General features: G+C 34.2%; 14 protein-coding genes, 3 pseudogenes and 1 other annotated feature. Of the genes and pseudogenes, 7 read left to right on the forward strand and 10 right to left on the reverse strand.

What is annotated here, in order from left to right:
• Positions 1 to 7: 7 nt before the first annotated feature.
• Positions 8 to 802, reverse strand: a pseudogene (locus FN924_RS16145) (alpha/beta fold hydrolase).
• 313 nt (positions 803 to 1,115) lie between these two features.
• On the opposite strand from FN924_RS16145, the gene FN924_RS16150 reads away from it, so the two are divergent.
• The 4 genes from FN924_RS16150 to istB all read left to right on the forward strand — a co-directional run bounded on the left by FN924_RS16150 (position 1,116) and on the right by istB (position 3,838).
• Positions 1,116 to 1,400 (forward strand): hypothetical protein, encoded by a 285-nt coding sequence (locus tag FN924_RS16150; RefSeq protein ID WP_143896242.1) that lies wholly within the window; start codon positions 1,116 to 1,118, stop codon positions 1,398 to 1,400.
• A 251-nt stretch (positions 1,401 to 1,651) separates the two neighbouring features.
• The gene (locus FN924_RS19445) at positions 1,652 to 2,029 is read left to right on the forward strand and encodes a hypothetical protein (protein ID WP_228409488.1); all 378 of its coding nucleotides are present in this window, start codon (positions 1,652 to 1,654) and stop codon (positions 2,027 to 2,029) included.
• Between the two features lie 120 nt (positions 2,030 to 2,149).
• Positions 2,150 to 2,476, forward strand: coding sequence for a hypothetical protein (locus tag FN924_RS19450; RefSeq protein ID WP_228409489.1), 327 nt, complete (start codon positions 2,150 to 2,152; stop codon positions 2,474 to 2,476).
• Positions 2,477 to 3,094: 618 nt separating this feature from the next.
• A complete protein-coding gene (gene istB, locus FN924_RS16160; protein WP_143896244.1) occupies positions 3,095 to 3,838 on the forward strand; it encodes an IS21-like element helper ATPase IstB in 744 nt (247 codons plus the stop codon).
• 155 nt (positions 3,839 to 3,993) lie between these two features.
• On the opposite strand, the gene spoIIP is transcribed toward istB, so the two are convergent.
• Both spoIIP and FN924_RS16170 read right to left on the reverse strand, forming a co-directional pair.
• Positions 3,994 to 4,902, reverse strand: coding sequence for a stage II sporulation protein P (gene spoIIP / locus FN924_RS16165; RefSeq protein WP_143896246.1), 909 nt, complete (start codon positions 4,900 to 4,902; stop codon positions 3,994 to 3,996).
• Positions 4,892 to 5,431, reverse strand: a complete 540-nt coding sequence (locus FN924_RS16170; RefSeq protein WP_143896248.1) for an RNA polymerase sigma factor — start codon at positions 5,429 to 5,431, stop codon at positions 4,892 to 4,894. The genes spoIIP and FN924_RS16170 overlap by 11 nt, the downstream gene beginning before the upstream one ends.
• A gap of 547 nt (positions 5,432 to 5,978) precedes the next feature.
• Between FN924_RS16170 and FN924_RS19910 the strand changes: the two are divergent.
• Positions 5,979 to 6,278 (forward strand): annotated as a pseudogene (locus tag FN924_RS19910) (VanZ family protein); the annotation flags it as partial.
• A gap of 614 nt (positions 6,279 to 6,892) precedes the next feature.
• Here the strand turns inward: FN924_RS19910 and FN924_RS16180 are convergent.
• The 4 genes and pseudogenes from FN924_RS16180 to FN924_RS16195 all read right to left on the reverse strand — a co-directional run.
• Positions 6,893 to 7,810 carry a VOC family protein gene (locus FN924_RS16180; RefSeq protein ID WP_143896250.1) on the reverse strand — a complete coding sequence of 306 codons (918 nt, stop codon included), beginning with the start codon at positions 7,808 to 7,810 and terminating at the stop codon, positions 6,893 to 6,895.
• A 30-nt stretch (positions 7,811 to 7,840) separates the two neighbouring features.
• Positions 7,841 to 8,323, reverse strand: coding sequence for an SRPBCC domain-containing protein (locus tag FN924_RS16185; RefSeq protein ID WP_143896252.1), 483 nt, complete (start codon positions 8,321 to 8,323; stop codon positions 7,841 to 7,843).
• 70 nt (positions 8,324 to 8,393) lie between these two features.
• On the reverse strand, positions 8,394 to 8,726 hold the full coding sequence (locus FN924_RS16190) for an ArsR/SmtB family transcription factor (protein WP_143896254.1): 333 nt from the start codon (positions 8,724 to 8,726) through the stop codon (positions 8,394 to 8,396).
• 403 nt (positions 8,727 to 9,129) lie between these two features.
• Positions 9,130 to 9,357, reverse strand: a pseudogene (locus tag FN924_RS16195) (alpha/beta hydrolase); the annotation flags it as partial.
• Between the two features lie 273 nt (positions 9,358 to 9,630).
• Here FN924_RS16195 and FN924_RS16200 point away from each other — a divergent pair.
• Positions 9,631 to 10,158 (forward strand): hypothetical protein, encoded by a 528-nt coding sequence (locus FN924_RS16200; RefSeq protein ID WP_143896258.1) that lies wholly within the window; start codon positions 9,631 to 9,633, stop codon positions 10,156 to 10,158.
• 25 nt (positions 10,159 to 10,183) lie between these two features.
• Positions 10,184 to 11,053: a hypothetical protein gene (locus FN924_RS16205; RefSeq protein WP_143896260.1), complete on the forward strand. Its 870-nt coding sequence runs from the start codon at positions 10,184 to 10,186 to the stop codon at positions 11,051 to 11,053.
• A gap of 78 nt (positions 11,054 to 11,131) precedes the next feature.
• Here the strand turns inward: FN924_RS16205 and FN924_RS16210 are convergent, their stop codons facing one another.
• The 3 genes from FN924_RS16210 to FN924_RS16220 form a co-directional block, all read right to left on the reverse strand.
• On the reverse strand, positions 11,132 to 11,728 hold the full coding sequence (locus tag FN924_RS16210; RefSeq protein ID WP_143896262.1) for an SGNH/GDSL hydrolase family protein: 597 nt from the start codon (positions 11,726 to 11,728) through the stop codon (positions 11,132 to 11,134).
• Between the two features lie 84 nt (positions 11,729 to 11,812).
• Positions 11,813 to 12,820, reverse strand: a complete 1,008-nt coding sequence (locus FN924_RS16215; RefSeq protein WP_143896264.1) for a phosphotransferase family protein — start codon at positions 12,818 to 12,820, stop codon at positions 11,813 to 11,815.
• Between the two features lie 289 nt (positions 12,821 to 13,109).
• Complete coding sequence (locus tag FN924_RS16220; RefSeq protein ID WP_143896266.1) at positions 13,110 to 13,673, reverse strand: GNAT family N-acetyltransferase; 564 nt, start codon at positions 13,671 to 13,673, stop codon at positions 13,110 to 13,112.
• 79 nt (positions 13,674 to 13,752) lie between these two features.
• Positions 13,753 to 14,001 (reverse strand) — a binding site (T-box leader).
• Between the last annotated feature and the right edge of the window lie 82 nt (positions 14,002 to 14,083).

Consider the following 14,083-nt stretch of genomic DNA (forward strand, 5'->3'; position numbering starts at 1 on the left):
AAGCTTACTACCATCTTTCTCTTATTTCTCTGATAACTACCTCTGGATTGTCCCATTGTAACATGTGCGAAGTGTGATGGATTAGTTTTACGGTTGCTCCTGTTTTTTGTTGAAAAATGCTAGCTGTCAATTCCCTATATTCCTCTTCTGATTTTGGTAGAGTAGCTCTGAGTAATAAAGAAGGAAGGCTCTCGTAGATATCCTCTGTTTCATTTTTGTGCATACCTCTGATAATGTTGCTAGCCGTTATTCCTCTAGCATGCCAGTAATACTTTCCGTCCTTTTTAAGGGCTAAATCTTTTGCTGCACTATCTAATAATGGGGATCTTCGGGAATCTCCATACACCGCGACATCCAAAAACTCATCCCAAGTCTCTACATATTCTTCAAAATCCCTTTCTAGAAGCTCCGCTTCTTCGTCTGATAACCACCATCAATTAGGATTGTACCAATCACTTTGTCTGAATGTTTTAGTAAATAAAATAAAGAAACATAGCTACCCCATGAGTGCGATAAAAAGTAAAACGTTTTAATGTTTAGCAAATTTATAATCTTATCTATCCAATTTGCCAAGGATGGCATTTCATAACTTTTTCCACTTTGGAACATGCCTGTTTTCCCATGACCGGGTGCATCTATACTGACAATTCTATATTCATTCTTTAACTCTTCTTCAATTTCAATAAAACTAAGGCTTGTACTACCTAATCCATGCAAACAAAAAATCACAGGATTTTTGAGTGCTTCCCCACTCGGTTACACGAATAACAATTTCACCATCATTGATAAAGTATCTTTCCAAGTTATATCCTCGTATTTATTACAAAAGCGTTTTGGCGACCTAATTCTATCACATCACCCTAAAATCCGTTGGGTTCAGTTTGACCAATAACCAAAAATTCGAATCCTTAGGTCCATTTCTAGCATGGAGTGTAACGAGGATAATAAATACTAGTAGGAAGTTAGTACCAATTTAGTAATTTTTTTCTTTCAACTATATTGTTTATGGTATTATTTGGATAAATACAATAATCATAAGAGGGATGGTGATAAGAAGATCAATATGGCCTGAACAAATAACTGAATTTATTCTAAATTGAATAGGAGTGGTTAAAATGAATACTATTTTCAAATTTTCATTAGCTAGTATCATACTTTTTGTCCCAATATTTATGTTTTTTCCAACAACCATTGATCCTGTAAACGCAGCCAGTCCTTATCCTTACCAAGTTCTTGATAATGACGATGGTGCAATTAATAGTAGTAGGAACGGTCGCACCGGTACATGGAATTACGGTAATTATTCCAACGATTATCGTGGTGATCATAGAATAAATTATAGTGGAGGACAATACTTATGGTATTTCAACTCTAAATCAAGTGCAAAAAGGCAATTGTAACTGCTAATCTATAATAGACAGTTTTCGCTAGATAAAATTGAACACTTGTTAACCAAATTTCCTTCGGAAAGGTATATGATAGATTTTATAAATCATTTACTCTACTGGAGGTTGCGGAAGGTGGATAAGTGGAAAGTGTATATTCAAATTCAACAATTATTAGAGCAAGGTTTTAGTAAAGCAACAATCGCTAAGAAGTTGGGGATTGCTAGAGGTACTTTAATAATTACTTAGAAAAATCACCAGAAGAAATGGCAATTTGGGTTGCCTCAACACAAAATCGAAGTAAAAAACTAGATGTACATAAAGATTTAATTCTTAGTTGGTTGAGAGATCATGGTGATATTTCAGCTGCTCAAGTATATGATTGGATTTCTGAAAGGTATCCAAATTTTGACGTAGGTGAAAGCACTGTTCGAAGCTATGTGAGGGAATTACGAAAGGAATACAAAATTCCAAAGGAAATGGTAGAAAGGCAGTATGAAGCTGTGCCTGATCCTCCAATGGGTCAACAAGTGCAAGTTGACTTCGGAGAAACTATTCAAAAAAATTCACATGGAAAGAATATTAAAATGTATTTTGTGGCTTTCCTTCTTTCACACTCCCGATACAAGTATATGGGTGGTTAGATCGCCCGTTTACAACAAAGGACCTAACAGAAGCTCATGATAGATCATTCCAATACTTCGGTGGGATTCCATATGAAATTGTTTATGACCAAGATAGCCTTATAGTATAAGTATATGATAGTGATTTATTTTTTAACAGCTGAATTTGAATCTTATCGTAAAGTAAAAGGGTTTCAATTACATGTTTGTAGAAAAGCAGATCCTGAAAGTAAAGGAAAAATTGAAAATGTGGTGGGTTTCATTAAGAAAAACTTTTCGAAGTACCGAGTATACTCAAATATTGATTCTTGGAATGAACAGGCACTCTCATGGTTGAAACGAACCGGGAACGGCAAAATTCATAATATAACTAAAAAAAGACCAATCGAAGTGTTTGATATTGAAAACAACACTTACGACCGATCTTTGAGCAATTCAGTGCTACCAACACTGAAAAGCAAAAACTAAACTGTAAAACAAGTATAACAAGAGTGGTCCGTAAGGACAATACAGTTCTGTATAAATCAAATCGATATAGTGTTCCTCTCGGAACATTTAGTCCTTATGGAACAGAGGTAGATTTGATTATTAATAAATCAAATCTAACAATCATTAATAATGAAACAGGAGAAATATTAGGTAAGCACACTCCTTTGAACGTGGGAAATTAATTCAGGATCGTGTGCACACTAGGGATCGTTCAAGAGGGATAGATTCCTTTATAGAAGCCGTCTCAAAAATTTCCTGAATCACAAAAGGCACTATCGTATTTAAACGAGTTAAGAAAATCTTACCCACGTTATATTAGAGATCAACTTCAACTAGTTTCTAAACAATGTGATCAGCACGAGAATCATATTATTCAAGAAGCGTTAAACGCTTGTTTACAAATGAATTTATATAGTGCATCAGAATTTAAAGATATGATTGAACACGTTGAACGCCAACGATTGAAACATGTACACCCCCTGAACGATAATGATCAAGTTGTACAACCTATCCGATCAGAACAAACTTACATTCTTCAGGCAAAGCCTTCACAAAGAAATATTAATGACTATGTAAGTATATTGGAGGGAAAGTAATATGACTCAATCTAAGGTATTGCAAGATTTATTACGATCGTTGCGTTTAACAGAAGCAGCTAATGAATTACCATCGTTCCTGAAAAAAGCAGAAACAAGTAATATGTCATATCAATCTTTTTTACAAGAGGTAATGAGCTATGAACAGAAACGAAGAGAAGACAAAGTAATAGAAAGAAGGATGAAATGGGCTTCATTCCCTTTTAACAAAACACTTTTAGATTTTACTCTTAAAGAGCAACCATCACTGAGCAAACGTCAATTTAATCAATTAATTGAGTTAAATTGGATTGATCAACTTTATAATTTGATTTTATTAGGACCGCCAGGTACGGGTAAAACTCACCTGGCGGTAGGATTAGGAATTCAAGCAATACTTGAGGGTTACAAAGTTATGTTTATTTCTATGGGCGACTTGATCCATGTATTAAAAACAGAAGAAATTACTAGAAAATCGCAAATAAGATTAAAGAGATTGCGTGATTCTAATCTAGTTATTATAGACGATCTAATGTTTATGGCTATGGATCAGAGAGAAGCTAATCTATTCTTTCACCTGATCAATGATTTATACAACTCAGCCTCAATCGTCCTTACTTCTAATAAGGGGCCTAGTGATTGGGGAGAGTTACTTGGAGATCCAGCAATAACTACAGCTGTACTCGACAGAATTGTCCATCGAGCAGAAGTAGTCCAGCTAAGTGGTGAAAGTTACCGTATGAAAAACCGTACATCTATATTCTAGGAACAAACTGTACAAAATTAATTAGCAAAAAGTGTTCAATTTCACTTGACGGTCACAGCATTTCATCACAAAGATAACAACAAACGTTAGGGGGACAAATAGTTATATAATTTGCACCCCTAAATTCATGTAGTATATATGGATTTCTCATTAAATTAACTATTCCCGTTAGAATCAAGAACCTCTTTTATTATTTCTGCTAATACATCTGCTGTTCTATTTTCTTCTTTTAATGTATTTTCCACTCCACCAATAATCAATATCACCGAGTTATCTAAAAGGTCTTGATTGTAGGTACTTTGTGATTTCCCTTGCTTTTCAATGACTCCCCTTGAAATACCTGGGTATTTTTCTTGTAGCTTATTATGAAGTTTAGTCGCGAAATCCTTGTTTTCTTCGAAGTTGCTTGTAGACCCTGATACTACAAACAAAACCTTTGCATAACTTACTCCTTCCAACTTTATGGTTGTAACATCCTTTTTAGTTACATCTCTGTGTATATCAAGCACCATTTTAATACTCTTGTTTTTATCTAAGTCATCTTTTAATTTTTCTCTTGATATTTCATATGATCTATAAAATGACCATCCTCTTTCATCTAATAATTTATTTACATCTGTGGTGTTGTGAATAGATTTGATATTTTTGTCTTTTAACGCCTGTTTCAGCCTTTGTCCTACCAGTGTAATATTTTTTTTATCGTGTTGTGCTTTACTGGGATTTTCTACATTGAGTTCTGGCAAAAATGATTCAGTGTTGTGAGAATGATATATATATATAAGTGGTTCTTTGTTATCAAACGATGTAGATAATGATTCTTCCCCTAGTGCATTAAGAACCTCAGTAACTAGCTCTTTACCACCAAAAATGAATAACCATGACACAGCGACAGTACATAAGAAAAACCCACCCGAGAATAGAGTTAATTTTTTAACCATTCTTCTTCTTTTCATACTTCTTGCCTTTTGCTTAAGTTTATATTCAGTTGAAGAAATAAAATCATGGCTAGGATGTTGAGGATAGGTATCCTTAATCAGATCAAACAAATCTTTGTCATTTGACATTTCTTATTACCTCCCCTTCAAAAATATTTAATTTTCTTCTCAATTCTTTTAAAGCTCGGTGGTAATCTACTTTCACCTTGGATTCACTACATTTCAAGATTTCAGATGTTTCTTTAATTGAAAATTCATTTATACCTCGTAGTATGACAATAATTCTATGATTAGGTTTTAATTTAGAAATCGCTTCATGCACAACCTTTTTCATTTCACTTTGTTCCATCAATTCTTCAGGGTTCAGTTCAATTGATTTTAGCTGATTAAAAAAACTGTCTTTAAAAATAGATGTGAATCTTTTCTTTCTATAATGGTCAACTGCTACGTGTTTTGCTATGGAGAAAATCCATGTTTTTAGATTATTTCCGTCATTAAAGTTTGATAGATTTTTTAGTACGCGGATAAATACTTCTTGGGTTAAATCCTCTGCATCATTCTGATTTCCTGAAAAACAAATTAAAAACCTATAAACATTGGCATAATGGTTATTGTAGATAGCAATGATATTGGATTCGAGGTTATCAAAATCTTTCAAATGTTTCCCCCCTCACTATGTATTCACTTATAGTTCGTAAGAGCTTTAGAAAAAGTTACAGTTTTTTAAAATAAATAAAGCACAGTATGGAATTTAAACTCTGCACACAAGACTTAATAACCTTTTCATTTATTGCTATCCGTTTATATGCTTTCTGTTATCTTAATATTCTATTCCCCAGAATACTTCGCTATTATTATCGTATTGTTGTTGCAAAATATGATTTAGGAAGCCTTTAGTATCCTCTATAGTTATATAGGTATTCCAAGAAACATTTTCAAAACTTTATCATTTTAACCATATTCAACCTATCTCCTAAATCATCCAATCTAATTTCTCTCAAACAAAACGGTTTGTCTTTAGAGTTGGAAAATTAGTATAAATAATATATTCACAATGTTTGGTATCTATATTTTCAGTTCTATGCAGGTGCTCGTTCATAAGAACCTTCCCTGATTCATATAATGTTAAAAAGTTGTGAAGTGGGAGGGGAAATGAGATTGTCATATAACAAAAAGGTAATCACTAATATCGCTTTTATTTCTACGTTTTTATACGATTCTTAATCAGTTTTTGGAGCTTTGCTACCTTTTCTCCAAGGCTTCAGTTTAATTACAGTGGAGGAAATATCATTCCTCTGAAGACTATTTCAACTTACTTTTTAAAATTTCATCATTATAATTTCGATATCTGGTTTTACAATACAGTTGGAAATGTCATAGTATTTATGCCACTTGGATTTTTAGTTCCCCTTACTTTCAAGAATTTCAAACGACTCCCTCAAATTATTCTGGCATCAATAATTCTAAGTTTTTCTATTGAGTTAACTCAGCACCAACCAATTTAGGGGTGTTTGACATCGACAAGATAATACTTAACTTAATTGGTTGTTTTATAGGCTTTTATACCTTTAAAATCATTTACAAGTTTACTGATAGAGAATGGTTGAACGGGTGCATTTAAGCAAAAATGCACCCGTTCCTGGAATGAAGAGTTAAAACTTGTTTTTAATTGTATCTATTAAATAGTAAAATTAGAGAAACCAAAATTGAAAGTAGAATTACAATTATTGTTCCAAAGGTATCAATTGCTATTTCAGCAGAATCTCCACTATCGAATACATTTCCAAATGACGAATTGTAATATGCAGTGCGACACCTGAAAATAAACATAAAAAGCCCATGATCCTTCGTGTAAAATGAAGTTACCAGACAACCCTTACAGGAGACAACCTTGTTGTCCTTCGTTTAAGATTTCTTTACATTGGATAATTTAGTTCTTTATATTTTAAATGGTTATTGAATTAACGCAGACTTTTTTGAAGAAGGACAAATCTTAATTATATAGACATTGTTTATTAATATATTTTCTTTGCCTAAGTCACTTTTTTCTTTAACTCTTTATAGTTCTTCCTCTATAAACTTAGAACTCCCCCGCAACCAATAGCGGTCTGTAATTTTATTATCCCTTGTATGCTTTCTGTAACTCCTTAAGATCAAGTTTCTTCATATTAAGAGTTGCCTGAGTAACACGTGAAATTTGCTCCTGTGTACTATTGTTGCTCATCATCTCGTCCTTTTCTTTCGGTACGATCTGCCAGGATACTCCATACATGTCTTTTAGCCAGCCGCATTGTTCGGATTCAGGAACCGCGGACAACTTATCCCAGTAGTAATCAATCTCAGCTTGTGTTTCGCATTTTACCATAAAAGAAATAGCCTCAATGAAATTGAATTTATGATCTCTTGCACCATCCATAGCGGCAAACCACTGATTTTCAAGCATGAAATCAGAAAACATGATTGTTCCTTCTTTTTCAAGCTCCATGCCTTGAGGGTAGCGCGCAATCAGACCCTGCTTGGAGTTCTTAAATACGGACATATAAAAAAGAATCGCTTCTTCCGCTTTACCGAGTTGATCACCGGCAAACATTAACGACGGCATTATCTTAGGTCGTTCTCCATCTTCAGGACTGGTAAGCATTAACTGCCATGATAAACCATACTTATCTTGAATCCAACCATACTTCTCACTAAATGGGTTCTTATCAAGTGGCGCTAACACTGTTCCACCTTCTGATAATTTGTTCCAAACTTTATCTAACCTTTTACTCGCATCTTTTTCTCGTAATGGATCAAATTGAACCATGAAAGAAACCGACGGATTAAATTTAAAAGAGGGCCCTGCGTTGATTGCCATGAACTCCTGTCCCCACAACTCAAAAGAAATTAAATCAGAGTCGCCCGATGGCGTTTCCTTGAGTGTTGTAACATTCGTAATTCTTGATTCAGGGAAAATGGAAGCATAGAACTCTGCTGCTTCATGAGCTTCCTTGTCAAACCATAAATGCGGAACAAATTTTTGATAAGTTTTTATCATCGTAAGTCCTCCTTAAAAATATGTTTTAAATCAAACGTTCTGGATACTATCTAGCAATTCTTCAAGCCGATCCAAAAGCTCAATTGCTCCTTCAGACATTCCAGCTTTTATCATGCCATCCCGGCCTTCTACTGATTGATATACCGTATTTTCAATGAACTTCGTCTTGCCACCAGGCATTTTTTCTAAGTTGATTGTGACAAGCCCGATAAACTCAGGATATCCTTCAACTTCAAAGGTATTGATGATCCTTTCAGGTGAATTGACTTCATGATAAACGCCATTGAATGCATATTCGTTCCCTTCCACATCACGATGAATAAATCGCCAGATTCCTCCTTTTTTTACGTCCATCCTATCCACTGTTGTCTTATATCGTTTAGGTCCCCACCACTCTGGAACAGTTGTTGGATCTGTATAAGTATTGAATACCAGTTCTCGAGGTGAATTAAATTCGCGGGAAATCACAACATTTTGCGCCCCTTTTTCAGCTACAATTTTAGTCTTTGACATTGTATTCGCTCCTTTTTTGAACATAGAATTAATACATGAACATTAACCATGAGGTGATTTTTAATCACATTCATTCGTTGCGGTTTTCATTAGTCTGTTTCTTCATAAGAAGTTCTTCAAATCGATTAAATTGTTCTTCTTTATCTCTGATGAAAGATTCAAACCATTGATCCATTTCTTCAAACGGTTCTTGACGAATGGAGTAAATTCGTCGATTTGCATCAGCCTTCACGTTGACAAGACCTGCTTTAGCTAGAACATGCAGATGCTTAGAAGATTGTGGCATCCTGAGTTCTAGCCTTTGCGCAATTTCCCCAACTGTTAACTCTCCGATATCTCTTAGCAATTCGAGAATGTTCACTCGATTGGGTTCAGCCAGAGCACTAAAAGTTGCCGCATTCATATTTAGAGACCTCCTTCATTCACTACTTTCTGAAAACAGTATACCTCTTTTCGAATTTTCCTTCAAGGGAAATTTCCTAATTAGGAAAATTTAATTCTGAGAAATTGTAGACTCCTTCGAAAATACCGTTATCCCTTTACTTGAAAATATTGAGTAAGTAAAACTTAATTTTCGTCAGAGTCCCGTTAGTTTAAGTGATCCCACCACAATTTCTTAAATCTTCATACAAAGTCATACCAAAAGATAATTACTGGTTGTCTTTCCCACCTTTCAGAAGTAATTTGTTCCTAGTAGATACAACAACACGATCACCCGGAAAGCGTGATCGTATCTAATGCATTCTATGTAGTGAACAGAATGGTAAGTCTGCACAACAAACCAACGCTCTAGTTGAAGAAGCTTACTACCATCTTTCTCTTATTTCTCTGATAACAACCTCTGGATTGTCCCAATGTAACATGTGCGAAGTATGATGGATTTGTTTTACGGTTACTCCTGTTTTTTGTTGAAAAATGCTAGCTGTTAACTCCCTATATTCCTCTTCTGATTTTGGTAGAGTAGCTCTGAGTAATAAAGAAGGAAGGCTCTCATAGATATCCTCTGTTTCATTTTTGTGCATCCCTCTGATGATCTATTTCTACACATCATCCTAAAATCCGTTGGGTTCAGTTTGACCAATAACCAAAAATTCGAATCCTTAGGTCCATTACTACTATGCAGTGTAACGAGGATAATAAATACTAGTAGGAAGTCAGTACCAATTTAGTAATTTTTTTCTTTCAACTATATTATTCATGGTATTATTTGGATATAAACAAAAATCATAAGAGGGATGGTGATAAGAAGATCAATATGGCCTGAACAAATAACTGAATTTATTCTAAATTGAATAGGAGTGGTTAAAATGAATACTATTTTCAAAATTTCATTAGCTAGTATCATACTTTTTGTCCCAATATTTATGTTTTTTCCAACAACCATTGATCCTGTAAACGCAGCCAGTCCTTATCCTTACCAAGTTCTTGATAATGACGATGGTGCAATTAATAGTAGTAGGAACGGTCGCACCGGTACATGGAATTACGATAATTATTCCAACGATTATCGTGGTGATCATAGAATAAATTATAGTGGAGGAGAATACTTATGGTATTTCAACTCTAAATCAAGTGCAAAAAGGCAATACTATGCTTATTTAAGACACCCTGATTTTACGAATCCTGTAGCGAATTATTTTGTAACAACTGGAAAGGTTGGAGAGATTAGATGGTTGGATGATGTCGGTAGTATTAATCAGCACACCGCCTATCCTGGTTGGAATAAAATAGGTAGTACACGGGCTTATAATTCAGATGCTTATTATTTTGAAGTATATAATATTGAAGGTTATCCAACCGGTGCTGATGGTGCGGAAGTAGATTTTTATAATTAATAAATTTTAGAAGGAGTGAGAATGGATGAAAAAGTATGTTATATATGCATTTTCTGTAGTTTTACTACTCACTATTTCCTTTATAGGAATTAAAAGTTTCTCTGGGAATAACTCAGCAGTAAATCATTTATCGCCAAGTAAAGTATCCGCTTCATCTGTGAACGAGACTCTTGATCCCAAAGAAAATATACAACTTATGATGTACAATGCTACAGATAATTATAAAAAGGTTAAAGGAAGTTTCACTTACATGAGTAAGGGGATAGGCGAGGAGTTTGTGGTTGATTATAAAGTCAAAACAAAGGATGGAGCATTCTCATCTATAAAAGTTAAATCAAAAACAAGTAATACGTCCTTTGAAACTTTATATGACCAATCTAAAAAATCGGTTATTCGTGTAAGTCATAAGAATAAAGATGTTATAAAGTCTAGAGCATCCGACATAGTAGAAAAAGAAACGAAACGAATCTCGAATGTTGATCCAAAAGATAATACGTACACAAATGAAAAAGGAGAAAAGGTCTTCGAAAGACGTGCCGACCCAACATATATGGGTGGACTAGCAACCACATCACTATTTCCACAAGACATTGCTGCTTCTTTTTTAGAAGATTATGATAAATGGAAAATAGTATCGAAAAATGAAAAAATTAATGACCTAAATGCTGTTCTTATTGAGGGAACGTTAAGTGATTATTTTAAAACTAAACACAATGCAGAAACATTTAAACTATGGGTTCACTCAGAAACAGGCATCTTATTACAAATGGAAGAATACGATGTTGATGGTAACATTGTGGAATCCTTAAAGACAAATGAAATTAAGCTCAATGACAATGTAAATAATACAAAACCGAAGATAAACATTCCGTCTAATTATAAAGAAAATATCTAATAAAAGAAACCTAATTAAGTAAAACACGAGAGTGTAGATTAACTGTGTAAGGTTGCGTACGATTCTTTTCTCGGACAGTTAATCTACACTCCTTCTATTTAGCTCAGCTAAATAACTAGCTTCCCTAATCTTCTCAACTAACAGGTGAACAAGAAAATCATAACCCTTGTCTCCAAAATGAAGTCCATCGTTTCGTGTCCCTTTAAGTATGTGAGGATAGTCATCACAGGCTATCATTTCTGAAAAACAATCAACGAAATGGCTCCCAGTATCAACTGCCACTTGTTTTACTGCAGAAGCATAGTCGAATAAGACATCATTGCTTCTAGCAAATTGGACATTTTCATCAACTGGCGCTGGTGATATTAAAATGGTTCTTTCAGGTTTAATCATTTGAGTGATTTTGTACATGTTACTTTTATATGTATTTAAATCTACCATTTTATGAAAAGCTGCATCATTAGCACCAAACCACACTGTTACTAAGTCAGGCTTATGTTTCATTACATCATTCTCAATTCTAGATATAGCGTCAACAGTGTTATTTCCTGATACACCTGCATTTATAACTTCAAAATTGTCTAATTGCTCAGCTAACTTTGTTGTTAACATAGGCGTATCTAATCCCTCTTTTCTAGCCGTAATACTGTCCCCAAAACATACTAACTTAAGCATATGAACTTCCCCAAATCTATTTATGATTGTTCAATTAACTGCATCATTTGTTTAATTGAATAGCTAGTAATTTTCATACTAAAATCATACAAGAACCTTTTCTATAGTTTCATAACTTTCCCATTCGTCTATTGTGTTTAAAATAAGTCTCTTTATATCTTTTACTCTTACCTCACCGATTATTTTCCTATTCAATAAGCCACACAATGAAATAAGATCTAACAGTTTAGCTTTCTGTAACCATTTATCTGGTAAGATCCCTCCATTACCTTTGTAACTTACTATAAATTCATTTAAAAGTTCTGGAGAGCTTACCTTCTCGTATCTTAGGAAATTTGCAATATCCATTAAAGGGCAGCCACTAAAGGCATACTCCCAATCCAATATTCCAGATATGTTTATAGTTCTATCTCGGTCTTCAACCAAAATATTCAATGGATTAAAATCACTGTGAACTAAGGAATTTTGTTCTTCCAGATTGTTAATAAGATGTGATTTCTCCTTGGAAAACCTCAAAACTTCGTTGCAAAGTTCCATCCCTATATGTTTATTGCCATACCCAAGCAGAAGACTTTCCTCTATGTACATTAAAAATGTGTCTGCATTTAATTTTACATTTTGTGTTATTTTCAACTCCTCATCAAAAAAACCAGGTTCAGCAAACTTCACTTTATGAATTTGGGATAAAGCCTTACCTACTGCATTGCCTATACTGGATGTATTTTTTGGACTCTTCTCACTCATAACTTCAGAAAGCTGTGTTCCATTAACCCAACTTAATATTAAAAATGGATGCTTCAAAACAGAGCAGGAGGAATCGATGTATAGTACTTGTGGCACTGGCACCTTGTCCTTTACGAGATTTAATATTTTTCTTTCTATTTCAATGCTTTTGCTGTTCTTACTATAAATTCGAAGAACGAAACTTTCATTAGTATCGGTCGTAATTTTTATATTTGAATTATTTAATCCTCCACTTAATGGTTGAATGTGAAGGACAACCTTTTCTTTCAAAAAAGGTTTTAGTATATTTCGAACGATTTCCATGGTAGGTATTATTAATTCATTGGACCGTTCCCATCCTGCTTTCATTACTTCACCTCCAAGAAATTAATTAATCTTTATTCTTCCAAACTATCCTTACACACATACTAACATAGCACCTCTCCCCTATTAAACCGCTTTCTATTCAAGCGCTTTAATAGGGGAGAAATATAACTCATATTGAATCTAGTAAACCTTTGACATACCTTATATAGGCAGTACGTCGGCTAGTCGTGACTGTCGTAGAGAAAACTAGCGAAGAAATATCATCTCCCGATAAGTAATGCCGTGAGTTCCATGATAAGAAGGCTGAGGTTGCCAAAGCTAAATCACAATACTACTTTATCATGGAATAAAAACAAGTGTCAGTCAGCCTGCTACCGTCTGCGGACAAATCATCATTTCTTAAAGTGCCTTCAAATACAAACCCAAGTTTTTCTGGGATAGCACGACTTTTAAGATTTGTCGATTCACACCTTATTTCAATTCTTCTAAATTTGATATTATTTAACCCAAAGTTTGCTAATTTCTCTACCGCTTCTGTCATATATCCATTACCGCTAAATTTTGTACGTATCCAGTACCCAATTTCACATTTAGGAATGTTCCAGTCAATCCCCTGAAGGCTAGTTGTTCCAATAAAGTCATTGCTATCTTTATCAAAGATAAGAAAACGAAAACTTTCTCTCTTTAAAAAATGGATGTGAGCATTTCTTAAATTTATCTCTGTTTCTTCAACAGTAGGAAGTTCTTGAGCAAATGGCAACCACGCTTTTAATTCATCAAAAGAGTCTCTAACTGCTTCGTTTACAATTTTCCCTTCTCCTGACTGAAGTGGTGCTCGAAGAATTAGTCTGTCTGTTTCTAATTGGAAAGGAACATCTAACAACAAAGGATTCATTTGATTTCTCCTCTCAGAATTTTAATATTAAAAATGCAATGATAATGCAATAAAAAACTCTCACCTCCAAGAAATACTTCTTGAGGACGAGAGTTATAACTTCGTGGTACCACCTCAGTTTGTAGATATGTCACCATATCAACCTCTTCAGGTACATTCATACCCTATCTTTCTATCGGAAGAACCCGTCTTACTATCCCTAACTTTCATTAGATTGGTAAGAAGCTCCGAGGCTTTATTCATTAAGAGGAACACTACTCCTTTTCAGCAAACAGGAGCTCTCTGTAAATATCCACTTCTTAACTACTCTTCTCATCAACGCTATTTATTATGAAATTTTCTAAAAATTATATCCTTAATCCTGATTCCTGTCAAAAAATTCCTTAACATGTAATCTCCCCTTTGCACGC

Source organism: Radiobacillus deserti (assembly GCF_007301515.1).
GTDB lineage: Bacteria > Bacillota > Bacilli > Bacillales > Amphibacillaceae > Radiobacillus > Radiobacillus deserti.

Bases quoted from the DNA above. Each gene is read 5' to 3' on its own strand.
- FN924_RS16205 (WP_143896260.1), top strand. From the start codon at position 10,184: ATGAAAAAGTATGTTATATATGCATTTTCTGTAGTTTTACTACTCACT.
- FN924_RS19445 (WP_228409488.1), top strand. From the start codon at position 1,652: ATGGCAATTTGGGTTGCCTCAACACAAAATCGAAGTAAAAAACTAGAT.
- FN924_RS16200 (WP_143896258.1), top strand. From the start codon at position 9,631: ATGAATACTATTTTCAAAATTTCATTAGCTAGTATCATACTTTTTGTC.
- FN924_RS16220 (WP_143896266.1), bottom strand. From the start codon at position 13,673: ATGAATCCTTTGTTGTTAGATGTTCCTTTCCAATTAGAAACAGACAGA.
- spoIIP (WP_143896246.1), bottom strand. From the start codon at position 4,902: ATGTCAAATGACAAAGATTTGTTTGATCTGATTAAGGATACCTATCCT.
- FN924_RS16210 (WP_143896262.1), bottom strand. From the start codon at position 11,728: ATGCTTAAGTTAGTATGTTTTGGGGACAGTATTACGGCTAGAAAAGAG.
- FN924_RS16150 (WP_143896242.1), top strand. From the start codon at position 1,116: ATGAATACTATTTTCAAATTTTCATTAGCTAGTATCATACTTTTTGTC.
- FN924_RS16215 (WP_143896264.1), bottom strand. From the start codon at position 12,820: ATGAAAGCAGGATGGGAACGGTCCAATGAATTAATAATACCTACCATG.
- FN924_RS16185 (WP_143896252.1), bottom strand. From the start codon at position 8,323: ATGTCAAAGACTAAAATTGTAGCTGAAAAAGGGGCGCAAAATGTTGTG.
- istB (WP_143896244.1), top strand. From the start codon at position 3,095: ATGACTCAATCTAAGGTATTGCAAGATTTATTACGATCGTTGCGTTTA.
- FN924_RS16190 (WP_143896254.1), bottom strand. From the start codon at position 8,726: ATGAATGCGGCAACTTTTAGTGCTCTGGCTGAACCCAATCGAGTGAAC.
- FN924_RS16180 (WP_143896250.1), bottom strand. From the start codon at position 7,810: ATGATAAAAACTTATCAAAAATTTGTTCCGCATTTATGGTTTGACAAG.